General features: G+C 66.2%; 13 protein-coding genes. 3 read left to right on the forward strand and 10 right to left on the reverse strand.

Annotated features, from left to right (window positions below; genetic code table 11):
* Positions 1-170 precede the first annotated feature (170 nt).
* The gene (locus tag RMO51_RS12905) at positions 171-2,639 is read right to left on the reverse strand and encodes a bifunctional YncE family protein/alkaline phosphatase family protein (RefSeq protein WP_310395240.1); all 2,469 of its coding nucleotides are present in this window, start codon (positions 2,637-2,639) and stop codon (positions 171-173) included.
* Positions 2,640-2,900: 261 nt separating this feature from the next.
* Here RMO51_RS12905 and RMO51_RS12910 point away from each other — a divergent pair, with 261 nt between their 5' ends.
* Both RMO51_RS12910 and RMO51_RS12915 read left to right on the forward strand, forming a co-directional pair.
* Positions 2,901-3,617 (forward strand): hypothetical protein, encoded by a 717-nt coding sequence (locus RMO51_RS12910; RefSeq protein WP_310395241.1) that lies wholly within the window; start codon positions 2,901-2,903, stop codon positions 3,615-3,617.
* Between the two features lie 195 nt (positions 3,618-3,812).
* A complete protein-coding gene (locus tag RMO51_RS12915) occupies positions 3,813-4,910 on the forward strand; it encodes a hypothetical protein (RefSeq protein WP_310395244.1) in 1,098 nt (365 codons plus the stop codon).
* A gap of 8 nt (positions 4,911-4,918) precedes the next feature.
* On the opposite strand, the gene RMO51_RS12920 is transcribed toward RMO51_RS12915, so the two are convergent.
* Positions 4,919-6,307: a DUF5723 family protein gene (locus RMO51_RS12920; protein WP_310395245.1), complete on the reverse strand. Its 1,389-nt coding sequence runs from the start codon at positions 6,305-6,307 to the stop codon at positions 4,919-4,921.
* Between the two features lie 264 nt (positions 6,308-6,571).
* Between RMO51_RS12920 and meaB the strand changes: the two genes are divergently transcribed.
* Entirely contained in the window at positions 6,572-7,555 is a 984-nt protein-coding gene (gene meaB / locus RMO51_RS12925) for a methylmalonyl Co-A mutase-associated GTPase MeaB (RefSeq protein WP_310395246.1), read from the forward strand.
* A gap of 245 nt (positions 7,556-7,800) precedes the next feature.
* Here the strand turns inward: meaB and RMO51_RS12930 are convergent, their stop codons facing one another.
* The 8 genes from RMO51_RS12930 to RMO51_RS12965 all read right to left on the reverse strand — a co-directional run bounded on the left by RMO51_RS12930 (position 7,801) and on the right by RMO51_RS12965 (position 19,594).
* Positions 7,801-9,294 (reverse strand): MBOAT family O-acyltransferase, encoded by a 1,494-nt coding sequence (locus tag RMO51_RS12930; protein WP_310395248.1) that lies wholly within the window; start codon positions 9,292-9,294, stop codon positions 7,801-7,803.
* A 101-nt stretch (positions 9,295-9,395) separates the two neighbouring features.
* Positions 9,396-10,430 (reverse strand): hypothetical protein, encoded by a 1,035-nt coding sequence (locus tag RMO51_RS12935; protein ID WP_310395250.1) that lies wholly within the window; start codon positions 10,428-10,430, stop codon positions 9,396-9,398.
* Between the two features lie 377 nt (positions 10,431-10,807).
* Entirely contained in the window at positions 10,808-11,458 is a 651-nt protein-coding gene (locus tag RMO51_RS12940; protein ID WP_310395251.1) for an LEA type 2 family protein, read from the reverse strand.
* Between the two features lie 128 nt (positions 11,459-11,586).
* Positions 11,587-14,211, reverse strand: coding sequence for a DUF5916 domain-containing protein (locus tag RMO51_RS12945; protein ID WP_310395253.1), 2,625 nt, complete (start codon positions 14,209-14,211; stop codon positions 11,587-11,589).
* A gap of 167 nt (positions 14,212-14,378) precedes the next feature.
* Positions 14,379-17,246 carry a M56 family metallopeptidase gene (locus RMO51_RS12950; protein ID WP_310395255.1) on the reverse strand — a complete coding sequence of 956 codons (2,868 nt, stop codon included), beginning with the start codon at positions 17,244-17,246 and terminating at the stop codon, positions 14,379-14,381.
* Positions 17,233-17,658, reverse strand: a complete 426-nt coding sequence (locus RMO51_RS12955; RefSeq protein ID WP_310395257.1) for a BlaI/MecI/CopY family transcriptional regulator — start codon at positions 17,656-17,658, stop codon at positions 17,233-17,235. The genes RMO51_RS12950 and RMO51_RS12955 overlap by 14 nt, the downstream gene beginning before the upstream one ends.
* A gap of 336 nt (positions 17,659-17,994) precedes the next feature.
* Positions 17,995-18,369, reverse strand: a complete 375-nt coding sequence (gene folB / locus RMO51_RS12960) for a dihydroneopterin aldolase (protein ID WP_310395258.1) — start codon at positions 18,367-18,369, stop codon at positions 17,995-17,997.
* Between the two features lie 157 nt (positions 18,370-18,526).
* Positions 18,527-19,594 (reverse strand): DivIVA domain-containing protein, encoded by a 1,068-nt coding sequence (locus RMO51_RS12965; protein ID WP_310395260.1) that lies wholly within the window; start codon positions 19,592-19,594, stop codon positions 18,527-18,529.
* Positions 19,595-19,602: the final 8 nt, after the last annotated feature.

Raw genomic sequence — 19,602 nt, forward strand, 5'->3', positions numbered from 1 at the left:
CCCAAGGAGAGGGGAGTCTGACGCCAGGGCGGGACCGGTGCCCCCTCTCCACGGGAGAGGGGGTCAGGGGGTGAGGTTGACGCCGGAACGAAGCGGCGGAGAGGCTTCGACCAGCCGACGCCCGATGAGCGGGACGTTCCACAAAAGTTTCGGCCAACGCGGCCAGCTGCTCAGTCCTCCTCCCCTTCCTCCTCTCGTTCCGTTTTCGCCTCGCGCAGGAAAGCGGCGCGGCGCGGCGCGGGCATGCGGCTGTGCTCGCCGCGCACGGCCTGCCAGATGTTCTCGTTGAAGGCCAAATCGGGCGCGGCGTCCTCGCGGCTCAGGTCGAATTTCTCGGCCCGGCGGGCGGGGGCGTTGTAGGCCGTGTTGCGGACGTCGAGCGGGGTGGTGGCGGGGCGGGCGGCGTAGGGCGCGGCATTCATTTTCGGGGTGAAGCAGGCCCAGAGCGGCGTGGCGGCGGCGTCGTACTGGCTCATGGGCGGCAGGCCGAGGATGAGCTCCAGCGTGCGCAGCATGCCCGACGTGGTGTAGGCGGTGTGCACCACGGCGTGGCGGCGCACGTGGGGGCCCATGAGGTAGGCCGTGGAGCGGTGGGCGTCCACGTGGTCGGGGCCGTTCTGGGCGTCGTCCTCCACTATCATCACCACCGATTCCTTCCAGACCGGGCTTTTCGAGAGGTGCTCGATGAGGCGGCCCAGGGCCAGGTCGTTGTCGGCGGCGTAGGACAGCGGGGTGAGCGCGCCCTTGCGGGCGCCGCTGGTGTGGTCGTTGGGCAGGCGGATGATGCTCAGGTTGGGCACGGCATTGGCGGCCACCAGCTGGTCGAAGTCCTGTTCCCAGATTTTCTCCCGGTCCACATCCGTGATGTTCATGTCGAAGCCCGGGTACGCCTCGCAGAAATGCCCCGCGATGGCCGGCACGCTGGCCTTGCCCTTGTACACAAACTCGCCGTAGGAGCGGTAGCTGCGGCCCGCGCGCTGGCAGTAGTCCCACAGGAAGCCGTCCTTGGGCTCGGCCACTTCGCCGCGGTTGCCCTCGAAGTCGTAGTTGCCACCCCGGCCGCTGTAGTTGGCGGGCCAGCTCTTCTCCACGAAATCGTTGGCGTAGGCGGCCGTGCTCCAGTTGTGGCCGTCGGCGCTCACCTCGGCATCCACGTAGAAATTGTCGAGCAGCACAAACTCGCGGACGAGGGCGTGGTGGTTGGGCGTCACGGCCTCCGGGAACAGGCACAGGCTCACGTCGCCGTTGCCGGCGGGCAGGTCGCCGAGCACCTGGTCGTAGGTCCGGTTTTCCTTGATGATGTAGAACACGTGCTTGATGGGCGACGGGTCGCCCACGCGCTGGGGCACGGGGTTGCCGGCCGGCACCTCGGGCGCGGCCTCGCGGGCCTTGGTGAAGGGCGTGTTGGCGTAGACCTGGGCCGAGAACGCGGCCAGCGCCGCGGCGTCGGGCACCGGCAGGCGCAGCAGCGAGCCCGGCAGCAGGCCGGCGATGTAGCCGGGCGCGCGGGATTCGTCGCGCACCGGGTTGGGCCCGTTGGCGTTGGGCCGGGAAGTGCCGCCCTTGCCGTTGGCGACGAGCAACTGAGCCCCCGCCACGCGCACCGCCGTGGGGTACCAGCCGGTGGGCACGAAGCCCAGGGGCCGGGCGGCGGCCGGGTCGCGCACGTCGAACACGGCCAGGCAGTTGTTGTCGGCGTTGGCGATGAAGAGCTGGGTGTCGTCGGCGTTCAGGGCCACGCCGTTGGGCGTGCTGCCGGCGGGCGAGGCCGGAAACAAGGCCGTGTTGAGCGTTTCCGTCACGCGGGCGGCGCGCGTGTCGATGACCGACACCGAGTTGCTGTTGGCGTTGGCCACAAACAAGCGGCGGCCGTCGCGGCTCAGCACCATGTCGTTGGGGTGGCTTTCGACGGGAATGGCCGCCAGCAGCTGCTGCTTGTCCACGTCGTAGGGAACCACCGCCCGGCCGCCCCACAAGCTGATGTAGAGCCGGGTGCCGTCGGGGCTGAGCAGGACGCTGTAGGCCGTAGCCGGCAGCGGCAGCACGCGCAGGCGCTGCCGCGTTTTCAGGTCGAAGGTGTAGAGTGAGTTGTCTTCCCGCGTCACGGCGTAGAGCAGGTTGCGGCGGCCGTCCACGGCCAGGCCGGCCACGCCAATTTTCTGCTTGGGCCACCGGTCGCCCAGCACCAGGGCGCTGTCGGGGCGCAGCTTCTGGCCCTCGACTTGGAAGCAGTGGATGCGGTTGTGGTGGCCGCCCGAGGCGTAGAGGGTGCGGCCGTCGGGCGCGAAGGCCAGACCGGCCCAGGCGGCCGGCACCGCGCGGGTATCGAGCACCTGCCCGGTGGCGGCGTCCAGCAGTTGCACCGAGTTAGGACCCCAGCCAGCGTTCACCACCGCGGCCAGACGGCCGTCGGGGCTGATTTGCAGGTTCATGGGCAGGTCGCCGAGCGGGGTGGCCGTGCCGGCGGGGCTCAGCTTCCAGCCGTTGGGCAACTGGGTTTGGTTGGTGCCGGCGATGGGGCCGGGCAGCACGCCGGGCGCGTCGGGCGCGGGCTTGGTGCTGGGGCTGCCGGTGCAGCCCAGCAGCGCGAGCAAGCTGAGCAGCGGGGCGAAACGGCGGAGTGAAAAACGAGTTTGCATGGACCAGGCACAACGCGGAAAGATTGCCGCGTTGGTGCCGCGAAGGTAGCTTACCGGCCCGGCCGCAGGCATTACGGGGAAGTTACCGATTGCCCCTGCTGCCATTTACCGGTTCGTGTACCCGCTCCAAGCTGCCATTTACCAGCCCGGTAAAATAGAAACACCCAGGTGCCGTTGTGGTCGTATTCTTCTTCGTTCGGGTTGATTTTTATGCTGCGTCGTTTGCCGGGTTGCGTGCTCTTGCTATTCCCCCTTTGCCAGTTGTTGGCCCAGTCCTGCCCCGCCCCCACCGACAGCGCGGCCCGCGCCGATGCCTCGGCTTTCTGGCGAGAGCAACTGCGATTTCCGCGGGTGCGGGCAGCGCGGGCGGCCACCGGGCCCGCCGTCGCCCGCCGTCTTCACTCGCATGGTTTGGACCCGCAACGGCTGGAGCTTTTCCTGCGCCTCCTCAAAACCCACCGGGAGCTGGAGGTGTGGGCCCGCAACCGGGGCGCGGGTCCGTTCGTGCTGCTGCACGCCTACCCGCTGGCGGCCACCTCGGGCACGCTGGGCCCCAAGCGCCGGGCCGGCGACCGCCAGGTACCGGAGGGCTGCTACGCCATCGACCGGTTCCACCCGCGCAGCAACTTTCACCTGTCGCTGGGCCTCGACTACCCCAACGCCGCCGACCGCGCCCTCGGCGAGCCCAACCCCGGCGGCGACATTTTCATCCACGGCGGGGCGGCCACCGTGGGCTGCCTGCCCATCACCGACGCGGGCATCGAGGAGGTGTACCTGCTGGCCGTGACGGCGCGGGCGGCCGGACAGGCCGTGATTCCGGTGCACATTTTCCCGTTTCCGCTCACCGAGGCCGAGCTGGCCCAGCGCCCCGGTAGCCCGCACCAGGCCTTTTGGCGGGGGCTGATGCCTGAATACGCGAGTTTTGAAAAATACCACGGCGCCACCAGCCCCGCCCAACTTGCGGCGACCGGCCCGTAGTTTACGCGGCGGAGGGCCGTACTTCGCGTTCACCTTTTTAACAACGGCCGCTGCCGGAAGGAGGGTGGCGGGGCCTTCCAACGCCAGCCGCTACGGGCAACCCTGGCATGAGCAGCCCTGAAACCGTCGCGGCCCGCGAACACCAGTTGGCTTGGTTTTTTCGTTTAGCTGCCTTATCAACCGCTTTCAATGCCCATGACCCGCTTTCTTTTCGTTCTTCCGCTGCTACTTTCTCTGGCAGCCCGCGCCCAGCGCCCCACCGATATCTGGTATTTCGGCCAGCAGGCCGGCCTGACGTTCGGCGCCGACAAAGTGCCTCAGCCGCTCAACGACGGCAAGATGAGCACCTACGAGGGCTGCGCCGTGGCCACCACCGCCAAGGGCGAGCTGCTCTTCTACACCAACGGCGAAACCGTGTGGAACCGCCAGCACCAGCCCATGCCCAACGGCAACAAGCTCATGGGCATGGGCGTGAGCACCCAGTCGGCCCTCATCGTACCCGACCCCGGCTCGGGCAACATCTTCTACATCTTCACGGTGGCCCCGCAGGGCACGCCCAACGGCCTGCGCTACTCGGTGGTGGACATGACCCGCGCCGACGGCCTCGGCGACCTGCCCCGCGTGAACCTGCTGCTGATTCAGCCCGTGGCCGAAAAGCTGGCCGCCGTGCGCCACGCCAACGGCCGCGACACCTGGGTGGTGGCCCACCGCTGGAACTCCAACGCCTTCGTATCCTACCTCGTCACGCCCGACGGCATTTCATCGGCCAAGCCCATTTTCAGCAACGTGGGCAGCATGAACTCCGGGCCCGGCCGCAACGCCATCGGGGCGCTGAAATTTTCGCCCAACGGCCGCAACCTGGCCGCCGCCCTCTGGCGCGAAACCAACAAGTTTGAGCTTTACGACTTCGACCGCAGCACCGGCAAGGTGAGTAACGCCCGCGGCTTCGCCGGCTACCCCGAAGCCTACGGCGTGGAGTTTTCGCCCGATGGCACCAAGCTCTACGGCAGCTGCAACGGCGTGGGCGGCGGCGAAACCCGCATCTGGCAGTTCGACCTGAAAACCAAGCAGGCCCTGCTGGTGGGCAAGTCGGCCAACCGCAAAATCGGCGCTATGCAGCTCGGGCCCGACGGCCGCATTTACGTAGCCCGCGAAGACAACCCCAACCTGGGCGTCATCCAGGCGCCCAACGCCCTGGGCAAGGACTGCAAGTACGTGGACGAAGGCTTCAAGCTGGGCGGCCGGCGCAGCAAGCTGGGCCTGCCCGCCTTCGTGGTGGTGCCGGGCAGCTAGCGCGGTCCCTACTCCTCCCCCACTTTACCAAACTTGAAGCGCAGAAAACCCAGCGCTAGCGACACGTAGGGCTTGTTTTCGGTGAAGTAGCCGGTGACGTCGCGCGAGGCGATGCCGGCCTCGTAGCTGTCGGTGACGAACGTGACACCCAGGGGCAGGCCGAAGCCGTAGCCGGCCCCCGTCGAAGTACCCGTGCTCAGGCGCACCCACGGGGCGGGCTTGAAGTCGACGCCCAGCCCGAAGTACGAGGAAGCGAAGTTGCCGGCCACCTCGTTGAGCGGCGCGGTCACGTCGAAGCCGGCCTCAAACCGGTCGTCGATGCGGTAGGCCACCCCGCCCCGGAACTTGGCCGGCAGCTTGGCCGAGCGGCGCACGTCGGGCGCGTACTGCAAGGGGCTTTCGGAGTTGTTGCCGAACACCCGCGCGGCCTCCTCGAAGATGTTATACGTCTGCAGGCCCTCCGAGTCGGTTTTGCGGATGGTCTGGTCGGCGGCCGTGAGCAGGTTGCCTTTCCAGGTCATCGAGCCCAGGTCGGTGAGTGAGGCGCTGAGGCGCAGCTGGTCGCCGATTTCCGCCGCCAGGCCCACGTCGAAGCCGTGGCCGGAGCCCACGGCCTCAAAGTCGCCGCCGTCGCGGAAATCGAAGTTGGGGCCGGTGGCAATGTTGCCGTACTGCACGTTGAACAGCGGCGAGAGCGAGCTGTAGGCCTCCACGCGCCCTTCCTTCACCTGAAAATCGACGGCGCCAATGCCGCGAATGTAGCGGTAGCCCACCCCACCCGAGAGCTGAAAATTTTCCTGGCTCACCAGGGGCGCGCCGTAGGCCACGTTGTACTCGTCGGTCAGCGCCAGCTTCATTTCCGTGCCGGCCAGGGCCACCGACACCCGGGGCAGCGCCGCGCTCTGGAACACGGGGGCGTCGCGGCCCAGAAAGAAAATTTCCGCCGCCGTGCGGTTCAACGACACCTCCGCCGTCAGGCGCTGCCGCCAGCTCGCGGCCACCGACCCGTAGGGCAGGGCCACGGCCACGCTGGCCAGGCTGTGCTCCAGGCTGCCGTTGAGCGCGTTTTCGTTGGCGAAGTTGCTGACCAGAGCCGTCCGCTCGGCCGACGTAATGTTGTCATCGGGGCTGTAGATAATCTTGTTGAGTTGATTGTTGGTCAGGGATTTAGATGAGGCTCCCACTCCAAACTCCAGCAGCGAAAACGTGACCCGGGCCCCGCCGATGCGGCCCAGGTTGCCGGGGTTGATGCCGATGGCCTGGTAGTCGGCGGCGAAGGCGTTGGCCACGCCGCCCCGGCCGGTGGCCGTGAAGTTGCTCAGCTCGTTCTGGGCGCGCAGGGCGGCCGGCAGGGCCAGCAGCGCGGCCAGCGGGAGGAGGCGAAAGAGAATGCTCATGTGCAGAAAAGAAGTGGGGGGTTTAGCTTGCGGTTGGATGGGCAGCGTGGGGACCAAACGTTTGAGAATTATTTAGAACGTCATGCTGAGCTTGCCGAAGCATCTCGCCCGCTTCGTTGAATCACGCTGACAAAGCGGGCGAGATGCTTCGGCAAGCTCAGCATGACGTTCAAGCATAGCATGTCGTTCAGACTTAGGATGACGTTCAATATTTACACAGCAGGCCCCTATCCGGCCGCAAGCTAATGCCTATCCTTCGATATTTTGCCTCCCAAACGCCTTTCCGCCGCTGAGTACGCCGCCGGCATCCGGGCCGGCTCACGCACGGTGCTGGGCCGCGCCATCACGCTGGTCGAAAGCACCCTGCCCGCCGACCAGGCCCTGGCCCAGGAGGTACTGCAAGCCGTGCTGCCCCACACCGGCCGCAGCCTGCGGGTGGGCATCACGGGCGTGCCGGGCGTGGGCAAAAGCACGTTTATCGAGGCGCTGGGGCGGTATTTGGTCGAAACCCGGGGCCACCGGCTGGCCGTGCTGGCCGTGGACCCCAGCAGCCAGCGCGGCGGCGGCAGCATCCTGGGCGACAAAACCCGGATGCCCTGGCTGTCGGCCCACCCGGCGGCGTTCATCCGGCCCTCGCCGGCGGGAAGTAGCCTGGGCGGCGTGGCCCGCGCCACCCGCGAGGCGTTGCTGCTGTGCGAAGCGGCAGGGCACGACGTCATCTTCGTCGAAACCGTGGGCGTGGGCCAGTCCGAAACCACCGTGCACGGCATGGTCGACTTTTTCCTGCTGCTGCTGCTGGCCGGCGCCGGCGACGAGCTGCAGGGCCTCAAGCGCGGCATCATGGAAATGGCCGACGCCCTGTGCATCACCAAGGCCGACCAGGGCAACGAGCCCGCCGCCCGCCGCGCCCGCCTCGACTACCAGAACGCGCTGCACCTGTTTCCGCCCGCACCCTCGGGCCAGGCGCAGCCGGTGCTCCTCACCTCGGCCGTGGGCGGCACCGGCCTGGCCGAAGTTTGGGAAGTCGTCGAAGCCTACGCCGCCGCCACCCGGGCCAGCGGCTACTTCGCGCAGCGGCGCCAGCAGCAGCAGCTCCAGTGGCTGCACCAGAGCATTGCCCAGGCCCTGGAAAGTCGGTTCTACGCCGACGAGGCGGTGCGCGGGCGGCTACCGGCGGTGCGGGCGGCGGTGGCGGCCGGGCAGCTCACGCCGTTTGCCGCGGCCGCGGAGCTGCTGGGGCTGCGGTAACGACCGGCGCAGTAGGGGCGGGACGTGCAGTCTGGAGCGGTTTCAGAGTCAGTGTCCACGGCGCAACCTCACCCCCGGCCCCTCTCCCGCGGAGAGGGGGGCCGAGAAAGAAGTATACTGACCTGGAAACGGCTCCAATAAGCCATTAGAGCGGTTTCACCAACCGCGTAGTCGCCAGGCTCCCCTCTCCGCGGGAGAGGGGCCGGGGGTGAGGTGAAGCTGTGGACCCGACTGGCGAAACCACCCTAAAACTGGAAATAAATGAAGGAGCTGCTGCTCTTCTGGGTCAAAATGAGCAGGGCCAGCATTCCCGTCCAGACCAGGCTGATGAGCCACCAGGGCAGGCGGGCGGCCACTCGGACCAGCGACGTGTCGCGCATCAGCCAGTGGCTGACGACCAGCAACACCGTGATGATGCCCACTTTGTAGATGTCCACCGTGGCCAGCAGGGGCTTGCCGGCGGGAAAGGCCCCGAACATGGCCAGCAGCAGGCGAGCGGCCCCGCCGAAGTCCGGGGCCCGGAAGAACACCCACGTCACGTTGACGAAGAAAAGCGTGAGCAGCGCCAGCCCGAACCCGCTCATGCGCTTGCCAGCCAAAGACAGCGGAACCACCGAGGCCCGGTACACGGCCGGCTCGGCCCGCGCCCGCTCGGGCGGCTCGGGCCGGGCGTCGCCCATGCCCGCCCAGCCCCGCACCAGGCGCTCCACGCACAGGAAGAAGCCGTGCAGCGCGCCCCACACCACAAAGGTCCAGGAAGCGCCGTGCCAGAGGCCACCCAGCAGCATGGTTATCATCAGGTTGAGGTAGGCGCGGGCAGGGCCCCGGCGGTTGCCGCCGAGCGGAATGTAGAGGTAGTCGCGCAGCCAGGTGGAGAGCGTGATGTGCCAGCGCCGCCAGAAGTCCGAAAACCCGATGGCCGCGTACGGGTACCGGAAGTTGTCGGGCAGCACGAAGCCCAGGCACAGCGCCACGCCGATGGCGCAGGTGGAGTAGCCGGCAAAGTCGCAGAATATCTGCCCCGAAAACGCCAGCACGCCCGCCCAGGCGTCGAGCATCGGCAGCGGAAACGGCACCCCGAACACGCTGTCGGCCGCGCCGGCCAGCAAGCCGTCGGCCAGCACCACTTTCATAAACAGGCCCAGCGAAAGCAGGAACAGCCCCCAGGTCAGTTGCGCGGTGGTGGCCCGGCGCGGCTCCTGGAACTGCGGAATCAGGTCGGCGGGCCGCACGATGGGGCCGGCCACCAGGTGCGGAAAAAACGTCACGAACAGGGCGAAATTCAGGAAGGATTTTTCCGGCGGGGCTTGGCAGCGGTACACGTCGAGGGTGTAGGAGAGGGTGACGAAGGTGTAGAAGGAGATGCCGACCGGCAGGATGAGGTCGGGCTTGGCCGCCTGGAAGGCAATGCCCACCGAGGCCAACAAGGCGGTAAAGTTTTCCAGCAAAAAGCCCCCGTACTTGAAGAAGGCAATCAGCCCCAGGTTCATCGCCAGGCTGACGGTGAGCAGCAGCTTACGCGGCCCCGGCCGCTCCTCCCGGGCAATGAGCCGGGCCACGTAGAAGTCCACCGCCGTGGCCAGCCAGAGCAGCAGCACGAACGGCGGGTTCCAGACGGCGTAGAACAGGTAGCTGGCCAGCAGCAGGTTAATCTTCTTCACCCGCCAGGGCAGCGGCAGGTTGTGCAGCACCAGCAGCACCACAAAAAAGAGGACGAAGCCGTAGGAATTGAAGACCATGTTTTTTGGCTGATAGCTATTAGCTGATGGCTGTTAGCTCTTAAGTAGCAGACGAAAAATCAACGGACAGAGCTATCAGCCAACAGCTGTCAGCCAGCAACTCAAAGACGGATGCGCCAGCCGGTTTGCTGCTGCATGATGGGGATGAGGTCGCGGGTGAAGGTGGCCGCGTCGCGGGGCGTGAGGTGCGACCATTCGGGGCAGCGGTAGCGGGCCAGGGCCGGGTAGTCGGCGAAGTGGACGCCCGGCGTGCGGGTGTCGGCCAGCAGGCGGTCCCAGTACTGGGCGCGGGGGTAGCCTTTGTTTTCCGCCGCGCGCAAGGGCCCGTCCGAGGGGCAGCGCACGAACACCACGCGCCCGCCGCGGGCCCGAATCTGGTCCACCGAGCGTTTTACCGACGCGAGCAGGGCCGTTAGGGTGTCGCCCCCGTTCCCGCGCCTGCCGCTCATGCCGCCGGGCGCCATCCACACGCGCCGCATCTGGGCTTGCAGCGCCGTGTCGGCCACGAACTTGTCGGTCATCCGGGTTTGCCGGTCGAAGTTGTTGTAGGCAAATTTCTGCGGAAAGAGCGGGGGCGTGAACACCCCGGGGCGGTTGGGCACCGCCAGCCGGGTCAGAAAAACGTCCAGCGTGAGCCGTTCCTCGTCCAGAAACACCAGCGCGGATTCCAGCCGCCGGTTGAGGTGGAAGCTGAGCTGCTGAGCCAGCGACCACTTGGGGTAGGCCTTCAGACGTTCGAGGGCCCGCTTCTCCTGGCGCGAGCCCGACGGCGCGAAGAAAATTCCCTCTACCACGTCCACGATGACCGTGCCCTTGAAGTTGACGTCCTTGCCCAGGTCGGTGAGCACGGGGCGGGGCGAGGTGCCCACCAGCGCCAGCATCACCGGCCGCTCGCCGGTGAGGCCGGCCCAGGTGTCCTGGTCCAGGTCGAACTTGATGCGGGACGAGCCGATGACCACCGGCCGGGCCGGCGTGGTCTGGTAAATCAGCTTGCGTTTGCTGGCCCACAGGCTTTCGTCGTCGTTGTAGGAGATGGCAAACCCCTGGCTGCGCCAGTGCCATTCCCAGCCGGCTACGAAGGCCGCGACGAGCAAGGCGGTCAGCAGAGCGGCTTTCAGGAGCGAGGCGGGTTGCATACCATGCGGGGATTAAGCCAGCCAGAAGCGGCCCGGGAGGGCATCGGAGGCAGCGTTTGCAGGTGCAAATAAAGAAGAAAATTTGTTTTAAATCATAATAATTGATAATTTATATGTAAAATATCAAAAAAACAACGGCGACTGCCACCCCTTGTATTGACAGCGGCCAAAGGGGTTTCACCGTTGGCATCCCGGCGCCGGTGCGGGGCCCCACCAGAGGGGCTCGGGCTGAAGTGGGCGGGCTTGCTGCCAGCCCTGGCACTGCCCGGCGGCATGGGATAAGCAGCGCAGCTTGTGCTGACTGACGGCCTAAGGCATGAGCTTAGGCTGCGGCCCTTGCGGACCTACCCAGCTTGCCGGCCGTGTTCCGGTTTGGGTCAGGGGCGGCGGTCGATGATGTCGACGGCCCGCCGGGGGGTGAATTCTTTCTCCACGTTGGCGTAGCCACCGGGCGGAATGCGGCGGCCGCTGGTGGTGACGAACGTGGGCTTGAGGCGCAGCGTCAGGCGCATGGGCTGCCGGTCGCGGTCAGCCAGCCCGGAAACGAGGGTGAGCAGGCCCACCTCGGTCTGCGCGCCCAGGGTGCTGCGCAGGTTGCTTTCCAGAATAATCAGGGCCAGCTTGGTGCCGCCGTTGCCGCGCACCTCGGTGCGGTCGGTGGTGCGGCCCGTGGCAATTTGTTTGCCGTCGAGCAGGGCAATGTATTCCATCTCGCTGAGGGCCACGTCTTCGTCGTTGGGGTTGCGCATTTCCAGGTTCACGCGCATGAGCAGGGGCAGCTTGCCGGTGGCGTACACCGCGCCGATGACGGCCTGCTGCGCCGCGCTCAGGTCCGCCGATTCGCGCACCTGGGTCACGTCCACGCCCGCCACGTTGGCTTGTTCCACGGCCAGCAAGCGGATGTCGACGCTCCTCAGCGCGCGGGCCTGTTGCGCCTGCTCGTTCACGCTGCACTGGCTCAGGCCCAGCACGGCCACCAGGCCGAACACGGTCAGTCGGCTAAATTTCAACGGATGGTGGGGCAGCATGAGGCGCGGAGTTAAGCGGGGGGGGGGGGAAATATTGCAGACACATACTGCCGGAAGCAAAAAGTGTTGCCCGCCCCGCCCAAATCATTCCCAAAAAGAGCCCCTGCGGCCCCAACGACCACCCCGCCCTACCCCCGCCGGGGCCGCAGCGCCAGGTAGTCGAGGTAGTAGAGCACCTTCACCGACACCGAGTTGTTGTGCGGCGTGTTGATGGTGTTGCTCAGGTTGTCGAAGTACTGCGGCGTGGCAGCGTTGGCTTCGAAGAACGCGGCGCCGGCGTTTTTCCACACGATGCTCACCTGCGAGCCGGGCGCGAACCACCACGAGTACACCGCGTCGATGTTGAAGGCGTTGAAGGTGTTGTCGCGGTTGCGTTCGTAGTACGGCTCCGGGGTTTCGACGCCATCGGGGCGCAGGCGCGAGAAGTCGCGGTAGTGCACGTTGCTCACGTAGTGCCGCAGCCGGATGTTGAACGACATGCGGTTGGTGAAGGTATAGGTGGCCGTGGCGGTGTTGGTGAAGGTGGTCACGTCGCGGCGGCCCAGCAGCACGTCGCCGCCGTCGCCGCCAAAGGCGCGCAGCAACGGTGCATCGAGCGAATCCTGGCTGCTCAGGTTCGGTTCGCCGCCCACGCCCACGTAGCCAATCTGATTGTAGCGCACCCCGTACCCCATCTGGTACACGAAGCTGAGCTGGTTGCTGGCCCGATAGCGCGGGCCGAGGCTCAGGTCGATGCCGGTGCGGCCGGTGCGCGCGCCGTCGGCCGCGAAGAACCGGGCGCCGTAGTTGAGGTCAAGGGCGAATTTCTTGCGGTAATCGGACGAGAAAAAGCCATTGAAGCCGAAGGTGGCCGGCTTGCGCACGTAGTAGCGGCCCAGCGGCGCGCGGCGCGGGTCAAAGTAGTCGCGCGTCTGAGGCGCGGCGTCTAGGTCAAGGCCCGCCGAGAGGAAGCTCTTGGTGAAGGTGGTGTTGCCGCCCGCATAAAATCCCACGTCCTGGTACCGGGTGGGCCGTTGCAGCAACGACTGGTTAACGCTGGCGTAAGTGCTCAGCTTGTTCACCTTCCAAAACGGCTTGTAGATGTTGTAGTTCGCGTTCACTGACTGCGAAATGCTGTTGTTGCTGAATAGCAGGCCCAGGTCGTTGGGGTTGTAGGTGCTCGACTCGATGCCGTGGTCGACGCTCCAGGTAAAATTGCCACTGATTTTACTCAGGTTCACGTAGTACTTGTAGCCGTTGCGGTCATCAATTTCAGCAGTTTCGTTGAAGTCCTTGCCGCGGCGGTGGGAGTAAACAACCTGGCCGTTGACGGCGTATTTGTTGGCCTGGTTGGCGAAGCGGAACAGCCCGCCGGTCACGTTGGCGTCGTAGGTCTGGCCGGCGCGCGTCACGTTGGTGTTGACGAGGCTGACGTAGGAGTTGTTCTTCAGGCTCTGGTCGAGCACCACGATGTTGTAGTTGCTGAACGGCTGGGTGAGCACCTCGCGCCGGGCGCCGGTGGTGCTGTCCTGCAGCGTGGCGTACACGTCGTTGCTAAGGGCGTTGAACACGCCCACGCCCAGGCCCTTGCGGGTGCGGCCCGACACCTTGGTGGCGTTCAGCAGGCGCGTCACGCCGGGGTTCTCCACCACAAACTCGCCCTTGCGCCGGCTGCCGTCGCTTTCCTGAAAGCCGCCGCGCAACTGGTCATCCACGCCCCCGAAGCCGATGGGCGTGGCCCCCACCCGGCGCGAATAAAACAGCCCGCCCTTGTTGAAGAGCTCGGTGCCTTCGGTGAAAAACTGCCGGTTCTCGTTGAACTGCACCTCGAAAGGCGACAGATTCAGCACCTGGTTGTCGCTCTGCACCTGCCCGAAGTCGGGCACCAGCGTGGCGTCGAGCGTGAAGCTCTCGTTGATGCCCCACTTCACGTCGGCCCCGCCGTTGAAGCTGGTCGTGGCGTTTTGCTTGCCCTGCTCGTTGTAGGGGTAGTGGTTCACGTAGCTCGACACGTAGGGCGTGAGCGAGAGGCGCAGCGGCGGCTTGAGGTCGCGCAACTCCTTGAGCTCGCCCCACTGGTTCACGAAGCCGTCGACCTGCGGCTTCACTTCGTTCCAGAAGAACTTCTGCCGGGTGCTGCGCCGCTGCCGCCCAAAATTGATGCCCCACACCTGCTCGGCGGCCTTGCTGAAGCGAATGGCCGAGTAGGGAATGCGCATTTCGGCCACCCAGTCGGTGCCGCGCAGGGCGGTGCGCGAGTCCCACACGGCGTTCCAGTTCACGTCCTCGCCGTTGGCCGGCGACTGGCGGGCGTCGAGCTGCACCCCGCCCGAGGTCAGAATGAATTCGTACCCGTTGAGGTGGTCGTTGTAAGTGTCGAAAAACACCCCAAACCAGTCGGAGTTGCCGATGTTGTCCCGGTCGCTCAGCTCGCGCAAAATCGAGTCCTGCGCCACGTCGTGCATCACGGCGCCCACGTAAATGGCCGCGTCGTCGTAGAGCACGCGCACCTCGGTGGGGTGCTTTTCCAAGCGGCCCGGCGTGGGCTCCAGCTCGTAGAACTTGTCCGCCACCGGCGCCTTCCCCCACGCCGCTTCGTCGAGCACGCCGTCGAGCTTGAGCGGCCCGCTGATGCGGACGGCCTGCAGTTGCCGCTTGGGGGCGGGCTTGGCCGGGTCGGTGGCCGAGGTGACGACGGGCGCCGCTGGTTTTTCCTGGCCCCGGGCCGCGCCCGCCACCATCCCCAACCAACAAAGCAGCAAGAAACAGCGCATACAACTCCCCCGAAACAATGTGACCTTTTTGATAGGCCAACAGATGCGCGCAAAGGTCCGACCGTTGCGCGGCGGCGCCTAATTTTCTCGATTAATAAACGGGTGTTAACGTCGAAAGCGGCTGGTTTCTCCGCGAAAACCAGCCGCTTTCCAACCTGCCTTCGCCCCTATTCCTGGGTCGAAATCGTCATGTTGAACGTTTTGCCATCGTCGTGGCCGGTCAATTTGCGGTACTTCGCGGCCATTTCCTCCGGCTGCCGCTTGCCGTTCACCGTCAGCCCCGCGCCGTTGAGCTGCACCTGGAAGCTCTTGTCGTTGGGGCCAATCAGGCCGTCTTTGCGCAGCTCGTCGCGCAGGGCTTGGGTGTCCGGGCCGGGCGCCAGCGGGGGCAGGGGCGCGGCGGGGCCATTCGCATTGTCCGGGGCCAGGGGGGGCAGAGGGGCCGTGGGCGCCAGGGCGGCCCGGGGGGCGCGCGGCGGGCGGGGCGGGCGTGGCGGCGGCGCCATGCCGTCGCCTTCGATGGTGGTGTCGCTGTTGCGGCTTATCATCATCGTGCCCGTGGCGCTCATTTTGCGGCCGTTCTTGCTTTCGTAGAGCTTCAGGTATTTTTGGAATACTTGCCGGGGCTGCTCCTTGCCGTCGACCACCAGGCTGCGGGCCGTGAGCCGGACCTGGAAATTTTCTTTGTCCCGAATCAAGCCGTCCTTCACCAGCTCCGCCACAAAGGCTTCGTTGCCCTCGCGGTCGCGGTCGGCGCGTGCCCGCTGCTGCTCCCGCAGCTCCTGTTGGCGCTCGCGCATGTTTTCCTGCTGCTCCTGGCGGCGTTCCCGCAGGTCTTCCTGCATTTCCCGCTGCCGCTCGCGCAGCTCTTCTTCGCGGTCGTGCAGCTCTTCCTGGCGTTCCCGCATTTCTTCCTGCCGCTCGCGCAGGTCTTCGCTCATCGGCTGCCCGGCGCCGCCCAACCGCAGTTGCTGCGCCGACGACGCGCTTTCGGTCTGCTTGAGCTGGTCCCGCACCTCGGCCAGGCGCTTGTTAAGGCGCTTGCGTTGCTCAGTGCTCAGGTTTTTCACGGCCAGGGCTTCGAGCAAAGCCCGTTCGGCGGTGCGCAGGGCCTCCCGCTGCTTGCGGAGGGAAGCCGTGGGGTCGGGGCCAAAAGCGCCGGGCGTGACCAGCGTAAAATTCCGGTTGGCGTTGCCGTTGAGGTTGTAGCCGTACGTCCGGCTAAACCCTTTTCCGAAAACGTCGGACCTAATTTCGGACCTGATTTGATTGTCGGGACGCCGCGTCCTGAGGTCGTATTCCCGCCGGAACTCGCGCCCGAACCGGTCGCTACCTTCCCCGTCGCTGCGGTAGACAAAACCCCGCATTTCCGGCGCATCCGCCGGCACCACTCGGATGATTTCCACTTGCTGGCTATCACCGCCCTTCCTGCCCTTGGTTTTGCCGCCGCCCGTTTCGGTTTCCACGCGCTGCCCGTTCACCACCAAATCGGTCAGGCGGCCTTTCGTATCCTTGGTGACAACCACCGTGCCGGCTCCGCGCTGAAACGCCGACGGTGCCATTTCACGGCCATCGACGATGACGCGGCGGTTCCCGCGCGCGCGCTCCGGGATGGTCCGCATTGCCCGGCGACGCACTACCGTGTCCTCCTCCAGTTCCCCAGCCAGGTCCAGGGGAGCCGCATCAGGTGGCGACAACGGTGTTAACGGCGGCATTGCCTCATCCGTCTCAAAAGTTGTGGCCGCGCTTCCATTGCTGCGTTTGGTCGTATCGGTTGAATTCCGCGACGGGCCGGCCGGCCCGTCGAGCGCGGCCGGCTTGCTAACTGGCCCCTGAGTGGGCCGCGCCAGGGGTCCGGCCAGGACCACGCTGCTGCCCAACAGCCCCAAACCACCCAGTACCAGCGCCCCGGCCATCAGGCCTTCGGCCAGCGTGGGAGCGGCCGGCCGGCGCTGCACCAGGCGGCGTACCCGGCTCAGCAGGGCCCCGCGCCCGCCCATGGCGGCCAGGGCCAGGCGCGGCGCGGCGGGCACCACGGCGCTTTGGCTCCACTCGGCCAGGGCCGTGAGGGCGCGGGCCAGGCGCAACGGGTCGCCGCCCACCAGGGCCGTCGCGGCATCGTCGCAGCAGTTCTCGCGCTCGGTGCGCACGCAGTTGGCCACGAACCACACCGCCGGATGGTAGAAAAACAGGGCCTCCGCCACGGTTTGCAGCAGGTTCACGAGGTAGTCGCGGCGCAGCACGTGGGCCAGCTCGTGCGCCAAAATGGCTTCCAGATGCCCCGGTGCCAACCCCGCCACTGCCCCCAGCGGCAGCAGAATCACGGGCCGCACGTGGCCCACCACCAGGGGCACCCGCACCAGCGCCGACTCCAGCAGTGCCACTGGCCGGCGCACCCCGCTCCGGGCCGCCAGCACCGCCAGCCGCTCCTGCCACGCCGCGCTCAGGGGCCGCACGCGGTAGCGCCGCAGCCGCTGCACATACAGCAGCCCGCCCAATAGGCGCAGGCTCATGGCCAGCAGGCCCAGCAGCCACGCCACCACCAGCAGCGGCAGGTGCCGGTCGAAATAGCGCAGGCCCGAAGCCAGCCAATCAGGAGCGGCGGCCGCAGGAGAAACTGCCGCGGAAGCTGTCGGCAGCATCTTTGCTCCGTTGGCACCAGCCGTGTTTTCCGGCTGCGCACTCGATGCTGCCGCCGGCGCCCCCCCCGATGCGGACGAAGCCGGGACGGGAGGATTCCGCACCGATTTCACGGGCAGCGCCCACTGGTTTTTTACCGCGCCGGGGCCTTGCAGCGTTTTGCTGCCCGCCCCCGCCTGCAAATACAGCCCGAACGTGATGCCGGCCAGCGCCACCACCGCGCCCAGCGCCCCGGCCGAGGCCACGTAGCGCACCTCGGCGCGCTGCCGGCGCAGCAGCAGCAATGCCCCGGCCAGCACGGCCGCCACCAGCGCCCCCTGCCACAGCGAGTGCAGCAGCGTCCAACCCAAAGCCCGCGTGAGCGCGGGCGAAACGAAATTCTCAAGCGCGGTCATCGTCGTCGGAATTAGGAGTGGAGTTTTGAATTTCAATGTCGTTAAGCAAGCGGCGGATCTGCGCCAGCTCGTCGGCCGAGGTCGGGCGGCTGCCGAGGGCCTGCATCACCAGCTTCAGGGCCGAGCCGCCAAACGTGGCATCCACAAACTTGTCGAGGAGCAGGCCCTGGGTTTCCTGCTCGCGCACCGCGGCCCGGTACACGTGGCTGCGGTCGGCATCGTCGCGCCGCACCAAGCCTTTCTCCAGCATCAACTGCAAAATCTTAAGCGTAGTGGTGTAACCCACCTCCGTTTGGCGGCGCTGGCTCAGGTTGTCATTGACGGCCCGCACGGTGGCCGGCCCGTGCTGCCAGAGCACGTGCAGGATTTCCAGCTCGGAATCCGTAGGTTTGGGAGGTGGTGCTTTGCTCATAGCGAAAGTTACGAATTACTACGAATTATTTCGTAGGACGCAGCAAAGATGATACGAATGAGTTCGTAGTTGCAAGGAAAACCTACGAAATATTTCGTATTTATTGGGAGCAACAAGCTAACTGCCTACTTTACAGCGAAATAATTTCTGCCTGCTTCTCCAACTCGCGCATCCCCCCGTCAACCTCATTGACTTAGCCGGGCCAAAGTAGACCCGCGACCCCGCCCGCTTCATGTGTTTTGCGGGCCGCTCCTCACCCACCGCCCGGCAGGTGCGCCCGGTGAGCGCCGTTCGGCAGAAGCACCGCGCCGCGTTTCGTTTCGAAAAGCTCCGGGGCTACGCCGACGGCTCCGGTTTCCGGCGCCGCGCCAGCGTCACGCGGGCCCGGTGGCAGATACCTCCCAACGGCGGATTGAACTTGCTGACGCTGATTCTGACCTTGCGCACGTGGGTCAGCTCGGCCATGATGCGGTCGAGCACGCGGTGGGCCACGTGCTCCAGCAACCGCGCCGGCGCCCGCATTTCTTCCGCCACCAGCCGGTAAAGCACCTCGTAGTTGACGGTCTGGTGCAGCTTATCGGATTCACCGGCCGCCAGCAAATTGGTGGTGATGTACAGGTCCACGCCGTACTTATTCCCAATTTTCTGTTCCTCGTCGTAGTAGCCGTGGAAGGCGAAAAATTCCAGTCCTTCGAGTGCGATTTGGCCCATGCTGTTGCGGTGCTGGTTTGTTGAAAGCGCGGGCGGCGGTGCCGGTGCTGGCCGCAAAGGTTGCCGCAAAAAAAGAAAGCCTGCTTCAACAGCAGGCTTTCCAAAGGCAGGGATGTCTGAAGCAGCGAGCCTCACCCAATCCTACCAAATACGCGGGCTAAATCTCATCAAAAAACGACTTTTCGGCCACAGCTACTTCCGCTGGCGCCGGCATTTCCACGCCCGGGTGGGTCATGGACTGGGGTTGGGTAATCTCGGGCCGGTCGGGGCCGATGGGCCGGATGTCGGGCGCTGTGGGGTCCACCTGCGGCGCGCCCGGCTGCGGCACCTGCGAAGGCGCGGGCTGCTCGATGTTGGGCGGAGGCGCAATGCCGGGGTTTTCGGGGGGCGCCACGGGCCGCTCAATGTCGGGGCTGGGGGCTGTGCCGGGGTCGGGCTGCTGGCCGGGCTTGGGATTGTAGCCCTGGGCTGGGCGCGTTTCAGCCCGGGGTTCGGGGTTGGCGGCGTGGGCAGCCGGCTGCGGCGCGGGGCGCGCAGCGGCGGCAGAAGCGGGCGCAGCGGCAGCTACGGCGGCGGCGGACGAAACGGGGGAAGTGGCGGTTACTTGCATGGCGGGAGCGGGCTCAGGCGTGGGGGCAGCGGCCGGTTCGGGGGGCCGCCTTACCTGTACGCTGGCCGCCCGCGAAAGGATGGCCGCCGTGCCGCCCTTGGGCCGGTTGCGGGCTTTTTCCACTTTGTCGAGGGCATCGGAAGCCAGGTGGTGCAAGTCGCGCACGAGGCCGTCGAGCTGCTGTTCCAAGCGCTGGCACTCCTGGCCCAGGCCCGTTGCTTCGCGCTGCATGTCGGCCACGGTTTTTTCCGACTGTTGGTAGGCTTCGTCCACCAGGGCGCGGGCGCGCTGCCGGGCGTCGCTCAGCAGTTGCTCGGCTTGCAACTGGGCCTCGCGCACGCGCAAAGCCGCGTCGCGCTGGGCCTGCTCGGTGATGTTATGGCCGGTGTCTTCGGCCGTTTTCAGAGTGCGGTAGAGGCTGCTTTCCACCTCGCGCATCTTTTGCACGTCCTGCTGGGCGTGCTCAAGCTTGAGGCGCAACTCGCGGTTCTCGTCGCCCAGCCGCTCCCATTGCTGCGAAATCGTGGTCAGAAACGCTTGCACCTCGTCCTTGTCAACCCCGCGGAAGGATTTCTCAAAGGTTTTCTGGCGGATATCGAGGGCGGTAATTTTCATTTTCAGAG

Origin of the sequence: Hymenobacter sp. (genome assembly GCF_031398885.1) — a bacterium.
GTDB lineage: Bacteria > Bacteroidota > Bacteroidia > Cytophagales > Hymenobacteraceae > Hymenobacter.

What these genes read in the sequence shown, in the direction of transcription:
- RMO51_RS12905 (WP_310395240.1), bottom strand. Translation starts at nt 2,639, where the DNA reads ATGCAAACTCGTTTTTCACTCCGCCGTTTCGCCCCGCTGCTCAGCTTG.
- RMO51_RS12915 (WP_310395244.1), top strand. Translation starts at nt 3,813, where the DNA reads ATGACCCGCTTTCTTTTCGTTCTTCCGCTGCTACTTTCTCTGGCAGCC.
- RMO51_RS12920 (WP_310395245.1), bottom strand. Translation starts at nt 6,307, where the DNA reads ATGAGCATTCTCTTTCGCCTCCTCCCGCTGGCCGCGCTGCTGGCCCTG.
- RMO51_RS12930 (WP_310395248.1), bottom strand. Translation starts at nt 9,294, where the DNA reads ATGGTCTTCAATTCCTACGGCTTCGTCCTCTTTTTTGTGGTGCTGCTG.
- RMO51_RS12935 (WP_310395250.1), bottom strand. Translation starts at nt 10,430, where the DNA reads ATGCAACCCGCCTCGCTCCTGAAAGCCGCTCTGCTGACCGCCTTGCTC.
- RMO51_RS12940 (WP_310395251.1), bottom strand. Translation starts at nt 11,458, where the DNA reads ATGCTGCCCCACCATCCGTTGAAATTTAGCCGACTGACCGTGTTCGGC.
- RMO51_RS12945 (WP_310395253.1), bottom strand. Translation starts at nt 14,211, where the DNA reads ATGCGCTGTTTCTTGCTGCTTTGTTGGTTGGGGATGGTGGCGGGCGCG.
- RMO51_RS12950 (WP_310395255.1), bottom strand. Translation starts at nt 17,246, where the DNA reads ATGACCGCGCTTGAGAATTTCGTTTCGCCCGCGCTCACGCGGGCTTTG.
- RMO51_RS12955 (WP_310395257.1), bottom strand. Translation starts at nt 17,658, where the DNA reads ATGAGCAAAGCACCACCTCCCAAACCTACGGATTCCGAGCTGGAAATC.
- folB (WP_310395258.1), bottom strand. Translation starts at nt 18,369, where the DNA reads ATGGGCCAAATCGCACTCGAAGGACTGGAATTTTTCGCCTTCCACGGC.
- RMO51_RS12965 (WP_310395260.1), bottom strand. Translation starts at nt 19,594, where the DNA reads ATGAAAATTACCGCCCTCGATATCCGCCAGAAAACCTTTGAGAAATCC.